Source organism: Pantoea sp. ARC270 (assembly GCF_003236725.1).
Classification (GTDB): Bacteria; Pseudomonadota; Gammaproteobacteria; order Enterobacterales; family Enterobacteriaceae; genus Pantoea; species Pantoea anthophila.
The window spans coordinates 1-21,750 of sequence record NZ_PUGA01000020.1 but is presented as its reverse complement, the minus strand read 5'-3'; the positions used below and the strand labels follow the sequence as shown (position 1 = coordinate 21,750).

Genomic DNA, 21,750 nt, shown 5'->3' with positions numbered 1-21,750 from the left:
GTTATGCCTCGTTCGCCGTAATCAGCAGGTTGCCAAAAGTGTCGACCGTGACGCCCATGCCGGGCGGCACACAGGTGGTGCAGTCATCCTGAGCAATGATGGCCGGGCCGCTGAGCTGATGGCCGGCGCGCAGCCCGGACCGCAGCACCAGATCAACCTGATGCCAGGCCCCGTCAATCCACGCTTCCGTCTGCTTCAGCACCGGCACCGGTTCCGTCGCCGTGGCCAGCGGGGCAATAACCGGTTTCTGCGTCGGTGAGGTGATCACCAGCCGCAGGTTAATCAGCTGCACCGGGGCCTGCGGATCACAGTGACCAAACAGCTGCTGATGCTGGCGATCGAAAGCGTCATGCAGCGCCGTAAAATCGGCCTGCGTCAGCCAGCCTGGCTCCAGCGGCACGTCGATCTCAAACGACTGCCCCTGATAGCGCATATCGGCGCTGAACTGCAGGCTGTAAGGCATCGCGCTGCCGTGCTCCTCAGCCAGCCAGTCGCAGGCGCGCTGCTGCAATGCCTGCGCTTCCGTGGCCAGGGTGTCGGCAAGGGCGGGAGTCAGATCGCTGTAGAGGGTGCGGATAAAGTCATTACGGATGTCAGCCACCAGCCCGCCCAGCGCCGACAGCACCCCGGGCGTCGGCGGCACAATCACCCCTTTCAGGTTGAGTTCACGGGCCAGGAAACAGCCCATCATCGGCCCGGCACCGCCAAAGGCGAGGAACCAGAATTCCCGCGGATCGAGGCCGAACCGTGACAGCAGGCCGCTGGTGTCGCTGTACATACCGGAGATGGCCAGCTCAATGGCGTTTTGCGCGGTCTCCTGAACCGTCAGACCGAGGGCATCGGCCAGCGGCTGCCAGGCGGTACAGGCAGCCGCGACATCGACGGCGACAGCGTTGTAGCCCAGCGCGCCGTGCCCCATCATGCCGCAGGCGGCAAAGGCGTCGGTGGCGGTCGGCTGCGTGCCGCCGCGCCCGAAGCAGACCGGGCCCGGCAGCGATCCGGCACTGTCCGGGCCCATCTGCAGCACGCCCTGCCCGTCAATCCACGCCAGCGAGCCGCCGCCCTGACCCACCGAGGTAACGGCCACGGAGGGAATGTAGATCGGGAAATCCCCGATGATTTCACCGTTGCCCTGCGCCACGTTGCCGTCGATGATCACCGCCACGTCTGCACTGGTGCCGCCGATATCGAGGCTGAGAATGTTGCCGAACCCACAGGCGCTGGCGAGATAGCTGGCCCCGATGACCCCGGATGCGGTGCCGGAGAGAACCATCTGCACACATTCACGTTTCGCCTGGTCGACGCCCATGACGCCACCGTTCGATTTGGTGATGCGCGGCGGCGGCTGCACGCCGAGCCGCTGTAGCGCCTGCTCAAAGGATTCAAGGTAGTGGATCACCATCGGCTGCACGTAGGCGTTGATGGTCGCGGTAATGGTGCGTTCATATTCGCGGATAATGGGCCAGATGTCGGCAGAACAGGAGGTCAGCAGCTCGGGTGCCTCCTCATTGATAATCGCTTTCACGGCTGCTTCATTGTGCCGGTTGCGATAGCTGTGCAGCAGGGAGACCACGATGCCCTGGCAGCCCGCAGCGCGCGCCTGCGCGATAGCGTCGAGTACGCTCTGGCGGTCCACCGGCTGGAGTACCCTGCCCTGCGCGTCCATGCGTTCACGGATGGCAAAAACCCGGTCGCGCGAGATCAGCGGTGCAGGACGCCGCGAAAAGAGGTCATGGATATGGGGAATTTTCAGCCGGGCCAGCTCCAGCACATCGCAGAAGCCCTCGGTGGCGAACAGCGCCAGCCGCACGCCGCGCCGCTGGATCACCGCGTTGATGCCGACCGTGGTGCCGTGGGTAAAGTAGCCAATCTCCGCGGGGTCGATCCCCTGACGCTGCTGAAACTGCGCCAGCCCGGTGGTGATTTCACTGCCGGGCTGATCCGGGCGCGACAGGACTTTCAGGGTATGAATCTGGTTCGTTTGCTGATCGAGCACGGCAAAATCGGTAAAGGATCCGCCAATATCCACGCCTACGCGGTATCGCATCTCGGGTTAACTCCTGAGTCAGGGAGGGGGAAATTCCATCAGCGTCCCGGGGTGTTGCACCACACGCCAGCCGAGACGCTGGTAGACCTGATGCGCATCCTGGGTCGACAGCATCCAGCGATGCACCGTTTGCAGCTCCGGATGATCACGGACGCAGGTCGCCAGCCAGCTGCCCAGTCCGTGTCCACGCCAGTTTTCGTCAATGATGACGTCGCACAGCCAGCCCAAGCGGGTGTAATCGGTGATAAGACGGGCGAAGCCAATCTGCGCCTGCTGGTGATAGAGGCCAAACGGCAGCGAACCGGCGATCGCCCGCAGGGTTTTCTCGCGCGGCTGACCCTGTGCCCAGTAGGACTTCTCCGCCAGCTGGTGGTGAATCCACGCCAGGTCGAGCCGCTGACGGTCGGTGGAGACGGTGAACGCATCGCGCTGCCACTGCTGGTCAGCAATCAGTAATGAGCTCATAACAACTCCTGATAACGGTTAAAAACAGTCTAAGGGGGTTCGCTGATCGGCTGAGGCTGAAGCGCGCCCTGAAACCGGATGCAGCGACTGAATTTTGCGCCGGGAAGAAATTTTATGCTGAGGGGAGTCAGGCCGATGCATGATGCAGAGTGAACGGGCGGGTAAGGGAAAAATCCGGGTAAAGCGTGCAGGTCTGCACAGCTCCCGGAGCGCGGTCTGCGCCGGGTGCGGTGAATGCCGGTAGTGACCCTCTGCCGTGAAAAGCGCAGAGGATCGGCCCCCGGCTCTGGTCACTACGCCCCGAGTTCGACAGAGTTCTGCTTGTCGATAAGTGAACGCAACGGCACGCTGCTTTTCATGATGGGCGATTTGATCACGATATAACTGAAATATTTGTCGATGCCGATCTGCGCATCCAGCATTTTCTCAATCACTTCCTGGTAATGTTCAATGCTGCGGGTAATAAAGCGCAGCAGATAGTCGTAGCCGCCGGTGATCAGATGGCACTCCATCAGCTCATCGACACTGCGCATCGCCGTTTCAAACTTCATAAAATCTTCGCGGCGATGGCCCGACAGCGTGACTTCGGTAAAGACCGTCACAGAATCGGTAATGCGGGTGAGATTGATGTGGGCTTCATAACCGGTAATAAAACCAGCCTGTTCCAGACGTTTGACCCGTTGCAGACAGGGGCTGGGGGAAAGGCCTACTGCGTCGGCGAGGTTAACGTTGCTGATACGGCCATCTTTCTGGAGTTGCACCAGAATGTTGATGTCGATGCGGTCGAGTTTCATTAAGCCGTTCATAGCACCCCTCATTGTCAGAGCCTGGCCCATCAGGCGTCAGTATTGCAGGCTGGCAATAACCTGGCCTGACGGGCCAGGCGCTTAAGCAAATGTTCAGAACCTCCGGAAGATATATCACGCTTTACGGTAAATGCGCCAGCGCTTCGCAGTGGTTATACCAGCAGGAGGTTTTTAAATTACTTCAATAAAATCAATGAGGAATCGCAGTTTAACCCAGACGGCCTGTGGCACGCGCCAGCGCAATATCGAAGATATGCAGCGCCTCTTCCAGCTGGGAGTCGGTCGTCACCAGCGGGGCCAGGAAACGGATAGTATTACGGTGCAGACCACACTTGATCAGCAGCAGTCCTTCCTGACAGGCGCTGTCGAGGATCTTCTGCGTCAGGGCCGCATCCGGGCGGCCGGTTTCGAAATCGAGGATTTCCACCGCCTGCATAAAGCCCACGCCGCGCACATCACCGATGCAGGCATATTTATCCGCCAGCTGCCGCAGCCGGGCATTGAGCTGTTCACCGAGCTGGCAGGAACGCTGTAGCAGGTTCTCCTGCTCAAACAGATCCAGCACCGCCAGCGCCGCCGCACACCCCAGCGCATTGCCGCCGTAGGTGCCGCCCAGTCCGCCCGGCGCTGGCGCGTCCATGATCTCCGCCCGTCCCACCACACCGGAAATCGGCAGGCCGCCGCCCAGGCTTTTCGCCAGCGTGATCAAATCCGGTTTAATGCCCAGCTGCTGGAACGCGAACATGGTGCCGGTTCGTCCGAAGCCGGACTGCACTTCATCACAAATCAGCAGAATGCCGTGCTGGCTGGTAATGCGGCGCAGCGCCTGCATAAAGGCCGGGCCTGCAGGCAGGAAGCCCCCGTCGCCCTGCACCGGCTCGATAATGATCGCTGCCACCCGCTCAGGCAGGATCTGCACTGCGAACAGCTGCTCCAGCGCCTTGAGGCAATCCGCCTCCGTAATGCCATGCAGCGGATTGGGGAAAGGCAGCCGGTAAATCTCGCCAGGGAACGGGCCAAAGTTCTGTTTATAAGGGGCGGACATGCCGGTCAGGGTGACACCCAGCAGCGTGCGGCCATGAAATGCACCGTCAAAAGCGATGATGCCGGGGCGCTGCGTGTGGGCGCGGGCAATCTTCACCGCGTTTTCTACCGCTTCGGCGCCGCTGGTGAAAAAGACGCTCTTGTAGGCTTCGTCTCCGCCTACCAGCCGGTTCAGCCGCTCCGCTAACGCGATGTAGCCCGGATAAGCCACCACCTGAAAACAGGCGTGCGAGACCAGACCGAGCTGGCGGGTCACGGCGTTGACCACCGCCGGGTGATTGTGACCGACATTGAGCACGCCGATGCCGCCGACAAAGTCGAGATAGCGATTGCCCTCCACGTCCCATACTTCACTGCCTCTGGCGCGCTCGATCACCAGCGGATGCGCGGTGACGACGCCACGCGGCACGTTCTGCTCACGTGCATCCAGTAACAGGTTGTTATCGGAGTATGCTTGCTGCTCTGCCATGACATTCTGCATTTTAAACCCTCATCCACGTAACGTTCGGTTGGCTCAAGTATCGCAACCTGTTGGTTTCCGACGCTGCCGTAATTCCGCAGGCAGCGGCATTTCCTGTCAAAATCCCGCTGCTTTCAGCAGGGAAATTTCTCTGCCAGCGCCTGACGAATCAGGGTGACAAACACGTTAACGCCATGCGGGATCAGCGCATCGTTAAAGTCGTAGGCGGCGTGATGTAACGGCCTGCAGGGCGCAGACCCCAGCCAGAGATAGGCACCGGGCCGCGCCTGCAGCATAAAGGCGAAATCTTCGGAGGTGAGCGCGGGCTGCGGCGCGATCTCAGCGGCGATGCCCGCCTGTTTCAGCGCGTGCAGGCAGAACTGCGCCTCATCCGGGCTGTTCAGGGTTGCCGGGTAGTAGCGCAGATAGCGCACCTCAGCATGCAGGCCGTGCGCGGCGGTGACATGTTCCGCCATCTGACGCAGCCGCGCTTCAATCGTCGCCTGTGCCGTCGGGCTGAAGGTGCGCACCGTACCGGTGATGTTCGCCTCTGCCGGGATCATGTTGTGGGAAAAGCCGCCCTCCATCCGGGTCACGGTGAGCAGCGCCGTTTCACAGGGGTCGAGCGCGCGTGAGACCAGGGTATTCAGCTGAACCACCAGCTCGCTGGTCGCCAGCAGGGTATCGCGGGTCAGGTGGGGCTGAGCGGCATGGCCTCCCCCGCCCAGCACCCGGATATCGAAGCGGTCTGCCGCCGCCATGATCGGGCCGGGCCGGGTCTGCACCTGGCCCAGCGGCAGTTCCGGCCAGTTGTGAATGGCGTAGACCGCCTCACAGGGAAAGCGGCTGAACAGCCCGTCGTCGATCATCGCCTTCGCACCCGCCAGCCCCTCTTCGGCGGGCTGGAAGATGAAGCAGACGGTGCCGTCAAAACTGACGTCGCGCGCCAGTTTTTCTGCAGCACCCAGCAGCATCACGGTGTGACCGTCGTGGCCGCAGGCGTGACTGACCTGCGTCACGCTGCTCTGCCAGGCGGTGCCGCTCTGATCCTGCATCGGCAGGGCATCCATATCGGCGCGCAGGCCAATCATCCGCTCGCTGTTACCCTTTTTCAGGATGCCGACCACGCCGGTCTGGCCGATGCCACGATGCACCTCAATTCCCAGCTGTTGCAGAAAGTTCGCCACCCTGTCGCTGGTGCGGTGCTCCTGAAAACCGAGTTCCGGGTGCGCATGCAGTTCGCGGCGCAGTGCCACTAAATGTTCCATCTCAATATCCTCGTGAGCGGTCGACCAGACCGTGCAGCGGCTCACCACGCTGATAACGGCGCAGGTTCTCCAGCAACGCCGCAATGGCGCTCTCATTCTGTGTCTGGCTGGCGATGTGCGGCGTCAGCCACACGGCGGGATGGTGCCAGAAGGGGTGGTCAGGCGGTAACGGCTCCGGGTCGGTGACATCAATCACGGCGGCGCGGAGCTGGCCGCTCGCCAGCGCCTGCAGCAGATCGTCATGATTAAGCTGCTGACCGCGCCCGGCCTGCACCAGTGCCGCACCCTGCGGCATCTGCGTAAACAGGGTGCGATTAAGCAGACCCTGCGTGGTGTCGGTCAGCGGCAGCAGACAGACCAGAATCTCGCTGTGCGCCAGAAAGTCCGCCAGATCTCCGGCACCGTGCCAGCAGCGCACGCCGGGCACGTGGCGCGGTGTGCGGCTCCAGCCAGCGCAGTCAAACCCCAGTGCGACCAGCTGCTGCAGCGCTGCCTGACCGAGTTCGCCCAGCCCCATCACGCCCACCCGCCGCTGAGCCGCAGGCTTCACCTGATGCGGCTGCCACTGCTGCTGGCGTTGCTGATGAAGATAGCGTGGCATGTCACGATGCAGCCCGAGCACCGCGAAGGTGACATATTCCACCATGCCCTGCGTCAGGCCCGGCTCAATCATTCGGATGACCGGCAGATCGGGCGGCAGCGCGCTGAAGTCAAACTGATCGGCGCCGGCGCCGACAGAAAACAGCAGTTTCAGCCGGGGAAACAGCGCCGGAATATCGGCGGGGGGCTGCCAGGCCACCAGCGCCTCAACCTCTGCCGGATCGCCGGTCTCCGGCCAGATATGCAGCTGAATGTCGGGGGCATGCTCCGCCAGCCAGCGCTGCCAGATCCGTCCCCGCTCCGGTTCCGATTTATAGACGATATGCATCAGGCCATCGCCTGGGTCATTAAGCCAAAGGCCTGCATCCCCTGCGGCGTCCAGGGGGTGCCCCGCACCATCGTGGTCGGCGCATCCACCTGATCCAGCCCGAGGGTGTTGAGCCAGCTGGCCAGCGGCAGGCTGGCATCGGTATCAATACGCAGAAACTGGCCCTGCAGTGGCTGCATCAGGGTTGCCACCAGCGCCTGTGCCACCGGCAGCTCCGCGGCGATCACCGGCCCAATCGCCCAGCCGTGTCCAAACCGGCGCAGGCTGGCGAACCCCTGAATCTGCTGCTGATCGTCCTGTAACAGCAGGGTCTCACAGTCGCCCAGCAGATGGTCGAACAGCGCCGGACGATGCATGCCGTGCGCCTGCTGATCCAGCTTCACCAGCGCGGCGTGATCCGCCAGTGTCGCCGGTCGCAGATGCAGCCCGGCCGGGATCACCACGTCGGGCAGTGACGCCAGTGCGCGGGTCTGGTGCTGGCGGATCTCGCCGCAGCTGACAAAGCCGAGCTTTTCATACAGCCCTTTGCCCATTTCGGTGGCGTGCAGCCGCACGTTGCCGTCCGGGACTTTTTCCAGCTGCGCCAGCATCAGTTGTTTGCCGAGGCCCCGCCCCTGCTGCTGATTATCCACAATCACCAGTCCCAGCGTGGCGGCGTGTTCGCCCCAGCGCCAGAGCACGGCGCTGCCAATCACTCTGCCCTGCTCTTCAATCACCGTGCCTTCGCCCAGCTGCAGCGCCAGCTGCCAGTCTTCGCGTCGGTGGGGCCACTTCAGCGCCTGCGTCATGCGGTAGCACTGTTCGATATCATCTGGCGTCATTGCGCGTAGTGTCAGGCTCATTGCGTTCTCCTTACATCATGCCTGGGGTGTCTAATCCGCTGCCGTCAACCAGACGGCTGTAGCGATAAGGGGCAGGGTCGACAATCGGGGTGGCCCCGGTCGCCAGATCGGCCGCCAGGCGTCCGGCACCCGGCCCGATGCCAAAACCGTGCGCGCTGTAGCCCGCCGAGAGCACCAGCCCCGGCAGTTTCGCCACGGTGGAGATCACCGGAATGGCGTCCGGCGTGCTGTCGATCATGCCGCCCCACGCCTGGGCCAGCCTGAGATTCGCCAGCGCCGGATATTCACGGCGCATCGCGGCCAGCCCCTCTTCCACGATTCGGCTGTCTGCCGCCGGATCGAGAATGCGCACCCGCTCAAATGGCGACGGGCGATCAAAGGCCCAGCGCCCCATCGCTTCGGGGCCTTTGAAAAAGGGCGACAGGCCAAGGTTGAGGGTAAGATTCTTGCGGCGGCTTTTAAATGTCGGATAGAACTGGCGGGCATAACGCAGCCCCTGCGCACCCGGCTCCAGCCGTCCGCGCCCCGATACCGAGACGGTATAACTGCCGTCCATCTGCGGGCGGCAGGCGAAGCCCGGCGTATAGAGCGGCATCGCAATCGCCTGCTCTATCGGCTGCGTGCGGAAGGCCGTGCCGATGACATTGCCCAGCGGCAGATCGATGCCGTGACGACGGCAGAACATGGATGTCCAGGCCCCGGCGGCACAGATCACCCGGCTGGTTTTGATCAGCCCGCGTTCGGTCCAGACGCCGCTGACCTGACCCGCGGCGATATCCAGCCCGCGCACCGCACACTGCTGAAACAGCAGCGCACCTTTTTTCATCGCGCCCGCCACCAGGCCCGGCGCCGCCAGGCGGGGTTCCGCATGGCCATCCGTCGGCGCTGAGAGGCCGCCCCGCCAGGCGGTGGTACTGCCGGGCGTCATCGCTTTTGCCTGCTCAGCAGTCAGAATCGAGCTGTTGACGCCATACCCCTTAGCCATCTGGATCCAGGCATCCCAGGCGGCGATGTCTGACTCTTCCCGCGTGGCGTAAACCAGCCCGCTGCGACGGAATCCCAGCTCTTCGCCGGTTTCCGCGTTCAGCTCCCCCCAGCGTTGCAGGGCATAGATGATCAGCGGCAGCTCCCGCTCATCGCGGTTCTGCTGACGACACCAGCCCCAGTTGCGGCTCGACTGCTCGGCCCCCACCAGGCCTTTTTCGATCAGCACAACCTTAACGCCCTGCTTCGCCAGTTCCCAGGTGGCGGCGGCCCCGGCAATACCGGCGCCAATCACCACCACATCGGCGGCGTCGGGAAAGTCCGTACTGTCCTGTACATAACGAATCGGTGCAGGCATAACAAAACGACCTCTGTTGTAAATGAAAAGGAGCACGCCATGACGCCAGCGGCCACCTACTCTGCTTTCAAAATCTCTTCATGCTCGTCCAGCCAGCCCTGACGCAGCTCCGGCACAGCGCGTTTCAGCCGCTCAAAGTAGAGCTCGCTGGTGGGCTTGTCGTAGTCGCTGCGGGCCAGCTGGGTCACGATGCGCCCGCTTTTCATCACCACAATCTCGTCGCACACGGCGCGCACCGCATGCATGTCGTGGCTGATGAAGATTACGGAGAGGCCCAGCTCCCGGCGAAGTTCACTGATGAGGTCGAGCACGGCGGCCGCCACCACGGTGTCCAGCGCCGAGGTGACCTCATCACACAGAATCAGATCGGGCTCAGCCGCCAGCGCGCGCGCCAGATTAACGCGCTGCTTCTGGCCGCCCGACAGCGCCCAGGGACGCCGTCCCAGCACGCTGCGCGGCAGCTGCACCAGATCCAGCAGCTGATTGAGCCGCTGCTGACGGGCCGCACCGCTCAGACCATGAAACAGCGTCAGCGGACGCGACAGAATGCGCTCAACGCTGTGAGCCGGATTCAGGGCGGTATCCGCCATCTGGAACACATACTGAATGCGTCGCAGCTCGTTGTCAGGGCGTTTCTGCATATCGCCCGCGATATAGTGACCGTTAAACAGGATGTGGCCGTGACTCGGGGCGTTGAGCCCGGCGATGGCGTGCGCCAGCGTGGTTTTGCCCGAGCCGGACTCCCCGATAATGCCAATCGCCTGCCCTTTCCATAGCCTGAGGTTGACGTCTTCCAGGATGCGCACCTTCGGGTGGCCCTCCCTGTCGCGCGGGCCATAACCGGCGCAGAGATCGCGCACTTCCAGCAGCGGCTGAATATCGGCCGCCGCGGGACACCAGCTGCTGGGCCGCTCTTTCTGGCGCGCCGCATCCATCAGCAGGCGGGTGTACTCCGCCTGTGGCGCGCCAATCAGTTGTGCGGTGGTGCCATATTCCGCCATTTTGCCGCGCAGCAGCACCAGAATCCGATCGGCCATCTGCGCCACGACCGCCAGATCGTGACTGACGTAAATGGCGGTGACGCCGCGCTGCACCACCACCCGGCGAAAGGCTTTCAGCACCTCAACCTGGGTAGTCACATCCAGTGCGGTGGTGGGTTCATCCAGAATCACCACGTCCGGGTCGCCAATCAGCGCCATCGCCGTCATCAGACGCTGCAGCTGACCGCCTGACACCTGATGCGGATAGCGGTCACCGATGCTCTCCGGATTGGGCAGTGCCAGCTCACGGAACAGGCCAATCGCTTTTTCCCGCGCCGCTTTGCGGGTCAGGGTGCCGTGAATGACCACCGGCTCAATCACCTGATCGAGGATTTTCATGCCCGGATTAAACGACGCGGCGGCGCTCTGAGCGATATAAGCCACTTTATTACCGCGAAAGGCGCGCAGCTGGCCTGGCGTCAGGCTGCTGACGTCGGTGCCGGCGACGTGAATATTGCCCCCGGCAATCCGGCAGCCGCTGCGGGCGTAGCCCATCAGGGCCATCGCGATGGTGGTTTTACCCGAGCCGGACTCGCCAATCAGCGCCAGCACCTCGCCCTTCTGCACGGTAAAGTGAATGTCGGAAACCAGGTCAATCTCTTCGCCGCGATCGGTCTGAGCGGTGACGCGCAGTTTATCGACCGAAATCACCGGCATGGCCGTATGGGGTGTCACGTTCATGCTCCCTCCTTCGCCAGCGTCAGCGGACGCATCGCCTGCAGGCTGTCGATAAACAGGTTGGCGCCAATGGTCAGGCTGGCAATTGCCAGCGCGGGCATCAGCACCGCCGGTGAGCCGTCAAACAGGCCCTGCATGTTTTCACGCACCAGCGTGCCCCAGTCGGCATAGGGTGGCTGCACGCCCAGGCCGAGAAAGCTCAGGCCGCTGAGCAGCAGCACGATGTAAACAAAGCGCAGGCCAAAGTCGGTCAGCATCGGGTGCACCATGTTAGGCAATATGTCGTGAATGGCGATATGCCAGCGGCTTTCGCCCCGCAGTCGTGAGGCGCGGACGTAGTCCATGCTGCGCAGCGAGCTGGCCATGGCAAAGGCGATACGGAATGCGCCCGGCCAGTAGGTAAAGACCGCCGTCAGGATCAGCATCGGCAGCGACGAGCCAAAGACGGCGACGATCATCAGCGACAGCACTTTTCCCGGCAGCACCAGCAGCGCATCGTTGACGCGGCCCAGCAACTCCTCCAGCCAGCGTCCCGTGACCGCCGCCAGCAGCGCCAGCAGCGTGCCGACCAGACTGGCGAGCAGCGCCGCGCTCAGCGCCAGACCGATTGAGAACTTCGCGCCATAGAGAATGCGACTCAGCATGTCGCGGCCGAGATAGTCGGTGCCCAGCAGGTTGTCCGCCGTCAGCCCGCCCATCAGCGGCCCGCCGCCGATATCGTCGATGCTGTGCGGGGCCAGCGCGGTGCCGAACAGCGCCATCAGCAGCCAGAACAGGGAGATCAGCAGTCCCATCCGGCCAGACCAGGAGAGTGACTGTAAGAAACGCCAGGGCAGCAGAAGAGTATTCATGCGCTTCTCCATTTCGGGTTAAAGGCGATAGTCAGGATGTCGGCCAGCAGCAGCAGAACCAGATAGCAGGCGGCGAACAGCATGACGCAGAGCTGCACCACCGGCAGATCGCGGTTGCTGACGGCATCCACCAGCTGACTGGCCAGACCGGGATAGCTGAAGATGGTTTCGATGATGATCACCCCGCCAAACAGATAGGAGAGGCTGAGTGAAATCGCGTTGGCAATCGGGCCAACCGCGTTAGGCAGGGCGTGACGCAGCACGGCTCTGAGCGGTGACACCCCTTTCAGCCGCGCCATCTCCAGATAGGGGCTGTCGAGCTGATTGATGATCGCCGCCCGCGTCATCCGGGCCATCTGCGCCACCAGTACACAGCAGAGCGTCAGCACCGGCAGCGCATAGGCTTTGAGGTAACTCAGCAGGTCGCTGTCCGGGCTGCCGAACGACATCGCCGACACCCAGTGCAGCCTGACGGCAAAAATCAGCACCGCGACCGTCGCCACCAGAAACTCCGGGACGGCGACCGTCGCCATAGTGCCGATAACCAGCGCCCGATCGAGCCGTGACCCGCGATTCATCGCCGCGATGATGCCGATGATCAGCGCCAGCGGCACGCAGATCAGTGTGGTAATGCCCGCCAGTTCAAACGTCGCCGGAATGCGCTGGGCCACCAGCTGTGCGACCGGCAGATGGCTGGCAAACGAGGTGCCGAAATCGCCCTGCAGCATGCCTGTCAGCCAGTGGACGTAACGCATCAGCAAAGGCTGATCCAGCCCCAGCTGCTGCCGTAACGCCGCCACCGTCTCTGGCGTGGCGTTCTGCCCGAGGATCATCTGCGCCGCGTCACCCGGCAGCAGGCTGGTGATGAAAAACACCACCGCCGAGACGATAAGCAACGTCAGGATGCCGGCACCGGTTCGCCGGGCAATCAGGAACAGCATATATCGGTTCATCGGCGTTCTCCTTACTCAGGTTCCGGATCAGGCGGTCAGCCAGGCAAACTCATGGAAGCGATACCCCATCATCATGCCCGACGGCCAGGCTTCCACTCCTTTGACCTTTTTGCTGTAGCCATCGGTGGAGCTGATAAAGGTCGGGATGAGGGTGCCGCAGTGGTCATAGATCAGCGTCTGCATATCGCCATACATCTGCTTGCGTTTCGCCTGATCGCGTTCCCCCCGTGCCGCCACGACCAGCTGGTCAAACTGCGGATTCTTCCAGCCCGACTCGTTGCTCGGCGCGGTAGAGAGATAAAACTGTGAGAAGAGCATGTCGAGCGTCGGACGCGGGTTAATCGAGCCATATCCCACGGGATCTTTAGTCCAGTGCGACGACCAGTAGCCGTCATACGGCACACGTCGCACTTTGATGTTGAGCCCGGCCCCGCGCGCAATCTGCTGGATCATCTGACCGCCTTCGGTCGCCCCTTCAATGTTGGGCGTGGTTACGATCTCCACCGTTGACCCGGCCATCCCGGCTTTTTTGATGTGGAATTTCGCCTTTTCCACATCCAGCGGGCGCGGTTTCAGGTCGGCGTTGTAGAGCGGATGCCACGGTGGCACCGGGGTGTCATTACTGACGTCGCCGTAGCCCTGCAGGACCGTTTTCACCAGCATTTCGCGCGGCTGCAGATATTTCATCGCCAGCACAAAATCTTCGTTGCTTCCCGGCGTCACGTCGGTGCGAATAATCAGGTTGGTGTACATCCCCGATTTACTCTCCAGCACGCCGAAGTCGCTGCTGGCTTTGATGCGCTTGCAGTCGGCGGCGGTCATGGCCGCGACGATCTGCAGATCGCCCGACATCAGCGCATTGACGCGCGCGGCACCGTCGGTGACGCCTATCAGCTCCACCTCATCCAGGTGCGGCAGGCCCGGCTTGTAGTAGTTGGGATTTTTCGTGCCGATGGCGCGCACGCCGGGCATAAAGGCTTTGCAGATGAATGGCCCGGTGCCGATCCCTTTGCTGAAATCTTTGGTGCCATCCTGCACGATTAAAAACGGCGGCGTGGCCAGCATGTAAGGGACATCGAAGTTGGCGCTGTTCAGCTCCAGCAGCACCTCATTGTCATTGACCGCGGTGAAGGTTTTGAACTGGTCGGCCAGCTTGAAAGCGATGGAGGCGATAGCCGGATCTTTGTGGCGGCTAAGTGAGTAGATGACATCTTTAGCGGTCAGCGGTTTGCCGTCATGGAAGGTCACGCCCTTGCGCAGCTTAATATGCCAGGTGACGCCATCGCCCGACTCCACCGATTCCGCCAGGGCCGGTTGCACCATCAGATTTTTATCCAGCTCGGTCAGGCCGCTGTAAAACATAAACTGGCGGGTATAGTCGGCGCTGTTGTTACTTTTGGCCGGGTCGAGTGTGTCGGTGGCCGACGCATTCGACATCGCCGCGCGCAGTTTACCGCCCTTCACGGGCTTATCGTCCGCCTGTGCTGCCCCGGAAAAACCGATCAGGCCGCTGCTCATCACCGCACCCGCGGAGAGGATTTTCATCAGGCTGCGGCGTGACAGTGTGCCTTCAGTGATCATGCGCGTCAGTGCCGGATTTACCGCATCAGCGTCGTTATTATCAAATTTACTCATCTCTGTACCCTCAATAGTCAGGCGAACCGGGGATCATTTTCTGACGGTGCTGGCAACCTGGCAGCCAGCCTCCGACGGGGGTTATGAAAGGCGATCCTTTGCTTTGTAATAGAGTCCTGCGAGCGGTAAAAACCATGGCTTACCGTGATAACCGGGCAGCGCGGGCCATGTCTCACGCTGCCAGGGATTGTCCGTCGCTTTTTCAGCCAGCAGGTCGGCCATGACCCGCCCCATCCAGACCGACATCTGGGTGCCGTGACCGCTGTAGCCCAGCGAGTAGAAAACGCCATCCTGTTCACCGGCGTGAGGCAGACGGTCGGCCGTCATATCGACCATGCCGCCCCAGCAGTAGTCCACCTGCGCCTGGCCGAGCTGGGGCAGCATCTGCGTCATCGCCCGGCGCAGGATCTCGCCACTGCGGGAGTCCGAGGTGGGATTGCTGACCGCAAACCGGGCGCGCCCGCCAAACACCAGCCGGCGATCGGCGGTGGTGCGGAAGTAGTTGCCGATATTCAGGGAGGTGACGTAGGTGCGGTCCTGCGGCAGCACCTGTTGCAGCAGCGCCGGATCCAGCGCTTCCGTCACCACAATAAAGCTGCCGACCGGCACGATGCGGCGCTGAAACCAGGGAAAGGGACCGACGTTGGAGCAGCCGGTCGCCATCAGCACCTTATCCGCCAGCAGCGAGCCCTGCGCGGTGTGGACCCGGTGCTGATACCCCTTCAGCCGCTCTAATTTCGTCACGGCGTGATGGGGGAAAATTTTTGCGCCGCTGCGGGCGGCCGCTTCGGCCAGACCGACTCCAAACTTGCCCATGTGCATCTGACCGCCACGCTGCTGCAGCAGGCCACCGTGAAAGTCATCGCTGGCGATCTCGTCACGCACCGCCGTTTTGTCGAGCAGGGCGATCTCCGGGTCAATGGTGCGGCGCATCAGTTCATAAGCCTCCCGCAATCCGGCCATATGTGACGCTTTGCTGGCGAGCTTGAGCTTGCCGCACAGCCGGAAGTCGCAGTCGATCGCTTCGTCCTGGATCAGCTGCCGCACATAGCTCACGGCATCGTCAAACGCCCGGTAGAAGCGGCTGGCCTGCTCCAGGCCCTGACTGGCTACCAGCGCGGCGAAGTTCTGCGCCACACCGGTGTTGCAGTGGCCACCATTGCGCGCCGACGCCTGGCTCATGACCTCGCCACTCTCCAGCAGCACAACGCTGATCCCGCTGCGCGCCAGGCTGAGCGCCGCCGAGACGCCGGTGAAGCCGCCGCCGATCACCACCACGTCAGCGTGGGCCGGCAGCGGTTCGCGGGCGGCACCGGTAAAGGCGGGAGCCGTGGCCTGCCAGAACGATTCCAGTTTCATGGGGGGTCCTCAGAGTCCGACGACGCCAGGCAGGCCGCCGATGTCGTTGATTTCGGTGTACCCGTAGTAGGGGTTTGCCGGCTCATGGCCGCGATTGACCCAGACTTTGTTTTTGATGCCGAGATCGTGTGCGGTCATCAGGTCATAGCGGAAACTGGAGGAGACGTGCAGGATCTCCTCCGGGCCGCAGCCGAGCTTATCCAGCATGTACTCGAAGCCCTTCATCTGCGGTTTGTAGGCACCCGCCTCTTCCGCCGTAATGGTCATGTGAATGGGCGCGCCCAGACGCGGGATATGATGCGGGATCAGATCTTTCATTGAGTTGGTAAGCAGCACGAGCGGAAACGCTTCGGCGACTTTCGCCAGACCGGCCGGCACGTCGGGATGGGGGCCCCAGCTCGCGCAGTCGGTGTAGATAAAGTCGCTGTCGGCTTTCTCCCAGCGAACGCCCCATTTTTTGCAGGTGCGCTGAATCGCATTGCTGACCACGTCGTAGTAGGGTTTCCATGCACCCAGCACTTCATCCAGCCGGTAGGCTGAAAAGTCCCGGGTAAAGGCGTCCATGTCGGCCGGGTCGACGCGGTCGCTGAAACAGCGCTGCGCGGCGCCGGCCATATCGAAGCGAATCAGCGTGCCGTAACAGTCGAACGTGATAAATTTCGGTTTAAACAGAGCCATGTCACACCCTCATAGTCGTCAGTTGTGCTTAGAAATCGATAAGAACGCTCTTCTGGCGCTGGCAGGCCTGAAACGCCTGACGCCCTAAATCTTTTCCAATGCCGGAGCCGAGAAAGCCGCCGGTGGGGATGATGAAGTCACCGGAGCGGCCATAGCGGTTGATCCAGACGGTGCCGGCGTCAATGGCGCGCATGGCGCGCAGCGCACGCGGCAGGCTCAGCGTGTGCACCCCGGCACAGAGGCCGTAGATCGCATGTGCCGCCATCGCCAGTCCCTGCTCTTCATCATCGAAGGTCTGCACCGTCAGCACCGGGCCAAAGATCTCCTGCTGCACCGCCGGGTTATCCTGGGTGACGTGGCTGAGCAGCGTAGGCTGCCAGAACCAGCCCTCGTCGGTGTCGGCAAAACGCGCGCCGCCGACAATCACCTCGGCGCCCTGCGCTTTCGCCGCCTCAATGACCGAGCTGACTTTGTTGCCCTGGCGCGCATCAATCAGCGGCGCGTAGCGGCTGCTCTCATGCCAGGTGACGCCCGGTTTCACTTCCCGGCAGAGTTGCGCCAGCCGCTCAACCAGCGGATCGGCGATGTTGCGCTGCACAATCAGGCGGGTGCCTGCCACACAGGCCTGACCGCCGTTAGCGGTGAAGCCGCGCAGAATGCGCTGGGCCAGCACCTCAATGTCGCCTGCATCATCAAAGACCAGCTGCGGACTTTTGCCGCCCAGCTCCAGCGTGACCGGTTTCATGCCGAACTGTGCCGCGTCGCTCATGATGCGGGCACCGGTCTGCGTCGAGCCGGTAAACGAGACTTTGCGCACCAGCGGGTGTTTCACCAGCGCACTGCCGGTGACCGCCCCACTGCCCTGCACGATGTTCAGCACCCCGGCCGGTAAGCCCGCCTGAATCGCCAGTTCGGCCATGCGCACGGTGGAGAACGGCGTCAGTTCAGACGGCTTCAGCACCACCGCATTGCCCGCCGCCAGCGCCGGACCGCATTTCCACGACGCCATCGACAACGGGAAATTCCACGGGGTAATCGCGCCGATCACGCCATAGGGTTCAGCGATCAGCATGCCGAGGCTGCTGTCGCGGGTGGGAAAGAGATCGCCGCTGTATTTGTCGGCGCATTCCGCATAGAAGCGAATCGCTTCGGCCGTGAAAGGGATTTCGTGCTGCACCACGTCGCTGATGGGTCGGGTCGACCCCAGCGCTTCCAGCTGGGCCAGCAGGGGATCCTGCTCTATCAGATCTGCCCAGCGGCGCAGAACCCGACCACGTTCCCGTGGCGCGCAGCCTGACCAGCCGCTGGTTTTCAGCGCCTGATGCGCCACGGTCACGGCGTGATCGACATCTTCTGGCGTGGCGTCCCGTAGCTGCGCATAGACCCGGCCGTCTGAGGGGCGTTTAACCTCAGACAGGGCACCCTGGCCTTGCACGTGCTGGCCGCCAATATAATGGCCAGCCGGAAGAGAAACGTTTTCAGGGTCGAAACTTAACATGGAATAATTCCTTATTTGTTACACCCATCAGTTGCTGGTTAATTCGTTTTTCAGCCGCCGATTTCTGCGCGGGTAATAAGCTAATGCAGAAAGTATGCCAGCCGGGCAAAAAATAAAAATGCGTTTAAAACAGCGCAAAAAAATTTTCTGCCGTATTGCCGGATGATTTTTTGCGGAATTGCCGAACAATTAAACAGATGATTTACTTCACAAAAATCCTGCGCTCTGCTGGTGCAGCCTGCACGGAAATTGCACCAAAGCGGATATTCCGGGCAAGGCAGGTGATTAACTGCAGCCTGCCCCGCCGGTTTACTGACGCGCTTCACATCCCGAATCATTTCTTATGTTTTAAACCCGATACGTTGACGCCAAAAAAATTATCCGGAATCGCCGCCAAAAAAAACGCCAGCCGGATGACCCGGCTGGCGTTTAATTACTCTTTATTCACAGACTGCCGATATGAAACGTTTTTTGTTCCAGATATTCGTCAATGCCGTAACGTGATCCTTCCCGGCCAATGCCGGAGAGTTTCACGCCGCCAAAGGGAGCCACTTCCAGTGAGATCGCACCGGTATTGAAGCCGACCATCCCGAACTCCAGCGCTTCCGCGACCCGCCACGCCCGCCGGTTGTTCTCGGTGAAGAAGTAGGCCCCCAGACCATAGGGCGTGTTATTCGCCATGGCGATCGCCTCCTCTTCACTGTCAAAAATAAACAGCGGTGCGACCGGGCCAAAGGTCTCCTCATGTGCGATGCGCATCGAGTCGGTCACCTCCCCCAGAACCGTAGGCTGTACAAAGGTGCCGTTGCCCTGGCTGATGCCGCCGGTCAGCAGGGTGGCGCCCTGGCTCAGCGCATCATCAATGTGACCATTCACTTTTTCCACCGCGCGGTCATTGATGAGCGGGCCGATGGTGCTGTCAGGCGCAAAACCATCGCCCACTTTCAGCGTGGCGACCGCCTCCAGCAGTCGTGCGGTAAAGCGCGCATAGATGCTGCGCTGCACCAGAATACGGTTGGCGCAGACGCAGGTCTGTCCGGCGTTGCGAAATTTGCTGAGCATGACCCCGGCCACCGCAACCTCGATATCGGCATCCTCAAAGACAATCAGCGGTGCGTTTCCGCCCAGCTCCAGACTCAGACGTTTGATGCTGTCGGCGCTCTGCTGCATCAGTAACTGCCCGATCCGGGTAGAGCCGGTAAAGGAGATTTTGCGCACCGTGCGGCTCCCGGTCAGGGCCGCGCCAATCTCCGTGGGCAGGCCGGTTAATACCTGTAATACCCCGGACGGGAAACCGGCGCGCTCTGCCAGCACGGCCAGCGCCAGCGCGGAGAGCGGCGTCAGTTCTGAAGGTTTGACGATGATTGGACAGCCAGCCGCCAGCGCAGGCGCTACCTTGCGGGTGATCATCGCAATCGGGAAATTCCACGGCGTAATCGCGGCGGCCACGCCGACCGGCTGTTTCAGCACCAGAATGCGGCGGTCATCGCTGGGCGCGGGAATGGTATCGCCATAAATGCGGCGCGCCTCTTCGGCGAACCATTTCACAAAGCTGGCCCCGTACAGCACTTCACCTCTGGCTTCTGCCAGCGGTTTACCCTGTTCGGCGGTCATGATGATTGCCAGGTCATCGGCATTCTCAATAATCAGCTGATGCCACTTCTCCAGCAGCGCGGCACGGCTGGCATTGGGCGTCCTGCCCCAGCTGATGCGTACCGTTTCCGCAAAAGCAATGGCCTGCTCCGTTTCGGCATATCCCAGCGCCGGGATCGTCGCTAGGGTTTCACCCGTGGCGGGATTGGTAACCGGCAGCGTGGCCCCCTGCTGCGCATCCTGCCAGCATCCGGCAAACAGCGCCTGCTGGCGCAGCAGATCGCTGTCGTTGAGTTGAAGTTGCGACATAACATCCCCCTGTAGTGAGCTGCTTCCACTTTATCGCGCCCGGTGAGTGCAGGATGTTGTTTCAGGGTGAGAGAGAGGCTGGCGAAGAGGTTTTAAGCAGGCTTTCGAAATTTTATGCCGTGGGGGAAACCCGGCGCATCCAGGCGGATGCGCGGAGTGATTAAATCTGGAAGTCGATAACCGGCTCGTCGTCGCTGCTGTACGAGAGCGCCTGACGCTTGATCTCCTCCAGTGACAGGTTGGCGTTGCAGAGTTCCAGAAACTGCCAGACATAGTTGCGTTGCAGCTGACCGCGCTTCAGGCCGAGCCAGACGGTACTGGCATCGAACAGATGGGTGGCATCAATGCGCACCAGCTCTTCACTCTCTTCGGTTTCACACGCCTGGTCGGCCAGAATCCCGACGCCTAATCCGAGCTTAACGTAGGTTTTCACCACGTCGGAGTCCTGAGCGCTGAGTACGATGTCCGGTTTCAGACCGGCGCTCTGGAAGGCGCGATCCACCCGGGAACGGCCGGTAATGCCCTGCCGGTAGGTAATAAGGGGATGGCGGCTGAGGGTGCTCAGCGAAACGGGCTGGTTCTGCACCAGCTCATGCCCTTTCGGCACCAGTAAGGCGTGGTGCCAGCTGAACCAGGGAAAGGCCGCCAGGCTGCTGTTGTTAACCAGCATCTCACTGGCGATGCCGACATCCGCCTCCCCCGCCAGCAGCATCGATACAATCTCCTGTGGGGAGCCCTGATTGAGTTCCAGCCGGACATTCGGATAGAGCTGGCGAAACGCTTTGATGATCTTCGGCAGGCTGTAGCGCGCCTGAGTATGGGTGGTGGCGATCGTGAGGATACCGCTGGTTTCATTGGTAAACACATCGGCCAGGCGGCGGACTTTGCCCGCTTCATCCAGGATGCGTTCGGCAATGGTCAGCAGCGCCTTACCCGGCTCGGTCATCCCCAGCAGACGTTTACCGCGGCGGATAAAGATCTCCACGCCAAGTTCATCTTCCAGATCCCGGATATGCCGACTCACACCCGACTGGGAGGTAAAAAGCGTGTTAGCGACTTCCGTTAAATTAAATTCACAGCGGGCCGCCTCGCGGATGATTTTAAGCTGCTGGAAATTCACGGTATTTACCTCCCTTTACATAATCTGATTCTGTGATGGTAAGAACTATTATTGATAACGGGAAATACTAAAAAATTTGGCTTTATGACTTTAGGGAATAAAGGGGTGGGGTTGTTCGGTGCGTGAATGCGGTGAGAAGATTGGCCTGGCAGGGCGGGTTTTAGTGGTGTTCGTTGCGTGGTGGGGTCGCGCAGCGAACGGGATATGAGCAGGTTTCGTTCGCCGGGTAGCTGGGACTAATGGGGTTCGCTGCGCGGGTTGAGTCTGAGCAGGTTTCGTTCGCCCAACAGGTTGGGCAGTTTCAGCTTCGCCTCTGCAGGCGACCGACAAGGGGGCGCCAGTCGCCGCGCCCCCTTGACCCCGGGCTCCGGCCTGCCTCACCGCCGCTTCGCGGTCCCTTCGCTTCTTCCGGATTTCTCACGGACCGGCAGGACGCGCCATCCCTGGCGCGACCCTGCCTCTTCGCGACATCCCTGTCGCTCGTCCTGAAATCCCTCATCCGCTCAGCGGCTCAGACGGCCTCCCTCCCCCGCTGTTATCTCTTCTCTTAATGTGGCTCTTTTATTGCGGTGAGTTAATGAGACTGCCTTAGCCTTCAGGCCAGCAGACAACGCTCCATTCAGGAAAAACGAAGATATCAAAGACGGGGGTGTGGGAGAGGCATCCGACGCGCTGAGGAACAACCGGAGGCCAGGATGAGCCGACAGGACGTCGGCGAAAGGACGGCACGAGCCAGGGATGGCGAGTCCGGACGGTCCGTCGGCCGCAGGGCGTGACGAAGGCACCCCGCAACGCGGGGCGCGGAGGCTGCCGGACGCCGGGATTGTTAAGGGG

At 61.6% G+C, this 21,750-nt stretch carries 18 protein-coding genes; all 18 read right to left on the bottom strand.

Annotated features, from left to right (window positions below; all coding sequences use genetic code 11):
* Position 1 precedes the first annotated feature (1 nt).
* Complete coding sequence (locus tag CKF42_RS10890; protein ID WP_111208176.1) at positions 2 to 2,047, bottom strand: hydantoinase/oxoprolinase family protein; 2,046 nt, start codon at positions 2,045 to 2,047, stop codon at positions 2 to 4.
* Between the two features lie 18 nt (positions 2,048 to 2,065).
* Positions 2,066 to 2,512: a GNAT family N-acetyltransferase gene (locus CKF42_RS10885; protein WP_111208175.1), complete on the bottom strand. Its 447-nt coding sequence runs from the start codon at positions 2,510 to 2,512 to the stop codon at positions 2,066 to 2,068.
* Between the two features lie 293 nt (positions 2,513 to 2,805).
* Entirely contained in the window at positions 2,806 to 3,318 is a 513-nt protein-coding gene (locus CKF42_RS10880; RefSeq protein WP_009089422.1) for an Lrp/AsnC family transcriptional regulator, read from the bottom strand.
* Positions 3,319 to 3,526: 208 nt separating this feature from the next.
* Entirely contained in the window at positions 3,527 to 4,843 is a 1,317-nt protein-coding gene (gene gabT / locus CKF42_RS10875; protein WP_009089421.1) for a 4-aminobutyrate--2-oxoglutarate transaminase, read from the bottom strand.
* Positions 4,844 to 4,956: 113 nt separating this feature from the next.
* A complete protein-coding gene (locus CKF42_RS10870) occupies positions 4,957 to 6,090 on the bottom strand; it encodes a M20 aminoacylase family protein (RefSeq protein WP_046102139.1) in 1,134 nt (377 codons plus the stop codon).
* 1 nt (position 6,091) lies between these two features.
* Positions 6,092 to 7,018, bottom strand: coding sequence for a glyoxylate/hydroxypyruvate reductase A (locus CKF42_RS10865; RefSeq protein ID WP_046102140.1), 927 nt, complete (start codon positions 7,016 to 7,018; stop codon positions 6,092 to 6,094).
* Positions 7,018 to 7,860: a GNAT family N-acetyltransferase gene (locus tag CKF42_RS10860; protein ID WP_058958296.1), complete on the bottom strand. Its 843-nt coding sequence runs from the start codon at positions 7,858 to 7,860 to the stop codon at positions 7,018 to 7,020. The genes CKF42_RS10865 and CKF42_RS10860 overlap by 1 nt, the downstream gene beginning before the upstream one ends.
* A gap of 10 nt (positions 7,861 to 7,870) precedes the next feature.
* Positions 7,871 to 9,202, bottom strand: a complete 1,332-nt coding sequence (locus tag CKF42_RS10855) for an FAD-binding oxidoreductase (protein WP_046102142.1) — start codon at positions 9,200 to 9,202, stop codon at positions 7,871 to 7,873.
* A gap of 56 nt (positions 9,203 to 9,258) precedes the next feature.
* On the bottom strand, positions 9,259 to 10,923 hold the full coding sequence (locus CKF42_RS10850; RefSeq protein ID WP_111208174.1) for an ABC transporter ATP-binding protein: 1,665 nt from the start codon (positions 10,921 to 10,923) through the stop codon (positions 9,259 to 9,261).
* A complete protein-coding gene (locus CKF42_RS10845; protein ID WP_009089410.1) occupies positions 10,920 to 11,771 on the bottom strand; it encodes an ABC transporter permease in 852 nt (283 codons plus the stop codon). Before CKF42_RS10845 ends, CKF42_RS10850 begins: the two co-directional genes overlap by 4 nt.
* Positions 11,768 to 12,724 (bottom strand): ABC transporter permease, encoded by a 957-nt coding sequence (locus tag CKF42_RS10840; protein ID WP_009089409.1) that lies wholly within the window; start codon positions 12,722 to 12,724, stop codon positions 11,768 to 11,770. Before CKF42_RS10840 ends, CKF42_RS10845 begins: the two co-directional genes overlap by 4 nt.
* Before the next feature lie 27 nt (positions 12,725 to 12,751).
* Positions 12,752 to 14,359, bottom strand: a complete 1,608-nt coding sequence (locus CKF42_RS10835; protein ID WP_111208173.1) for an ABC transporter substrate-binding protein — start codon at positions 14,357 to 14,359, stop codon at positions 12,752 to 12,754.
* Between the two features lie 81 nt (positions 14,360 to 14,440).
* Complete coding sequence (locus CKF42_RS10830) at positions 14,441 to 15,718, bottom strand: FAD-binding oxidoreductase (RefSeq protein WP_111208172.1); 1,278 nt, start codon at positions 15,716 to 15,718, stop codon at positions 14,441 to 14,443.
* Between the two features lie 9 nt (positions 15,719 to 15,727).
* Positions 15,728 to 16,396, bottom strand: a complete 669-nt coding sequence (locus CKF42_RS10825) for a haloacid dehalogenase type II (RefSeq protein WP_046102145.1) — start codon at positions 16,394 to 16,396, stop codon at positions 15,728 to 15,730.
* 28 nt (positions 16,397 to 16,424) lie between these two features.
* Positions 16,425 to 17,894: an aldehyde dehydrogenase gene (locus CKF42_RS10820; protein ID WP_111208171.1), complete on the bottom strand. Its 1,470-nt coding sequence runs from the start codon at positions 17,892 to 17,894 to the stop codon at positions 16,425 to 16,427.
* Between the two features lie 80 nt (positions 17,895 to 17,974).
* Positions 17,975 to 18,220 carry a hypothetical protein gene (locus tag CKF42_RS21065; RefSeq protein ID WP_146239933.1) on the bottom strand — a complete coding sequence of 82 codons (246 nt, stop codon included), beginning with the start codon at positions 18,218 to 18,220 and terminating at the stop codon, positions 17,975 to 17,977.
* Positions 18,221 to 18,338: 118 nt separating this feature from the next.
* The gene (locus tag CKF42_RS10815) at positions 18,339 to 19,796 is read right to left on the bottom strand and encodes an NAD-dependent succinate-semialdehyde dehydrogenase (RefSeq protein ID WP_111208170.1); all 1,458 of its coding nucleotides are present in this window, start codon (positions 19,794 to 19,796) and stop codon (positions 18,339 to 18,341) included.
* 160 nt (positions 19,797 to 19,956) lie between these two features.
* The gene (gene cbl, locus CKF42_RS10810; RefSeq protein ID WP_009089396.1) at positions 19,957 to 20,916 is read right to left on the bottom strand and encodes an HTH-type transcriptional regulator Cbl; all 960 of its coding nucleotides are present in this window, start codon (positions 20,914 to 20,916) and stop codon (positions 19,957 to 19,959) included.
* Positions 20,917 to 21,750 lie beyond the last annotated feature (834 nt).

Coding starts and splice junctions, on each gene's coding strand:
- CKF42_RS10880 (WP_009089422.1), bottom strand. CDS start 3,318: ATGAACGGCTTAATGAAACTCGACCGCATCGACATCAACATTCTGGTG.
- CKF42_RS10825 (WP_046102145.1), bottom strand. CDS start 16,396: ATGGCTCTGTTTAAACCGAAATTTATCACGTTCGACTGTTACGGCACG.
- CKF42_RS10865 (WP_046102140.1), bottom strand. CDS start 7,018: ATGCATATCGTCTATAAATCGGAACCGGAGCGGGGACGGATCTGGCAG.
- CKF42_RS10890 (WP_111208176.1), bottom strand. CDS start 2,047: ATGCGATACCGCGTAGGCGTGGATATTGGCGGATCCTTTACCGATTTT.
- CKF42_RS10885 (WP_111208175.1), bottom strand. CDS start 2,512: ATGAGCTCATTACTGATTGCTGACCAGCAGTGGCAGCGCGATGCGTTC.
- CKF42_RS10835 (WP_111208173.1), bottom strand. CDS start 14,359: ATGAGTAAATTTGATAATAACGACGCTGATGCGGTAAATCCGGCACTG.
- CKF42_RS10815 (WP_111208170.1), bottom strand. CDS start 19,796: ATGTCGCAACTTCAACTCAACGACAGCGATCTGCTGCGCCAGCAGGCG.
- CKF42_RS10860 (WP_058958296.1), bottom strand. CDS start 7,860: ATGAGCCTGACACTACGCGCAATGACGCCAGATGATATCGAACAGTGC.
- CKF42_RS10855 (WP_046102142.1), bottom strand. CDS start 9,202: ATGCCTGCACCGATTCGTTATGTACAGGACAGTACGGACTTTCCCGAC.
- CKF42_RS10830 (WP_111208172.1), bottom strand. CDS start 15,718: ATGAAACTGGAATCGTTCTGGCAGGCCACGGCTCCCGCCTTTACCGGT.
- CKF42_RS10840 (WP_009089409.1), bottom strand. CDS start 12,724: ATGAACCGATATATGCTGTTCCTGATTGCCCGGCGAACCGGTGCCGGC.
- CKF42_RS10870 (WP_046102139.1), bottom strand. CDS start 6,090: ATGGAACATTTAGTGGCACTGCGCCGCGAACTGCATGCGCACCCGGAA.
- gabT (WP_009089421.1), bottom strand. CDS start 4,843: ATGCAGAATGTCATGGCAGAGCAGCAAGCATACTCCGATAACAACCTG.
- CKF42_RS10820 (WP_111208171.1), bottom strand. CDS start 17,894: ATGTTAAGTTTCGACCCTGAAAACGTTTCTCTTCCGGCTGGCCATTAT.
- CKF42_RS10850 (WP_111208174.1), bottom strand. CDS start 10,923: ATGAACGTGACACCCCATACGGCCATGCCGGTGATTTCGGTCGATAAA.
- CKF42_RS10845 (WP_009089410.1), bottom strand. CDS start 11,771: ATGAATACTCTTCTGCTGCCCTGGCGTTTCTTACAGTCACTCTCCTGG.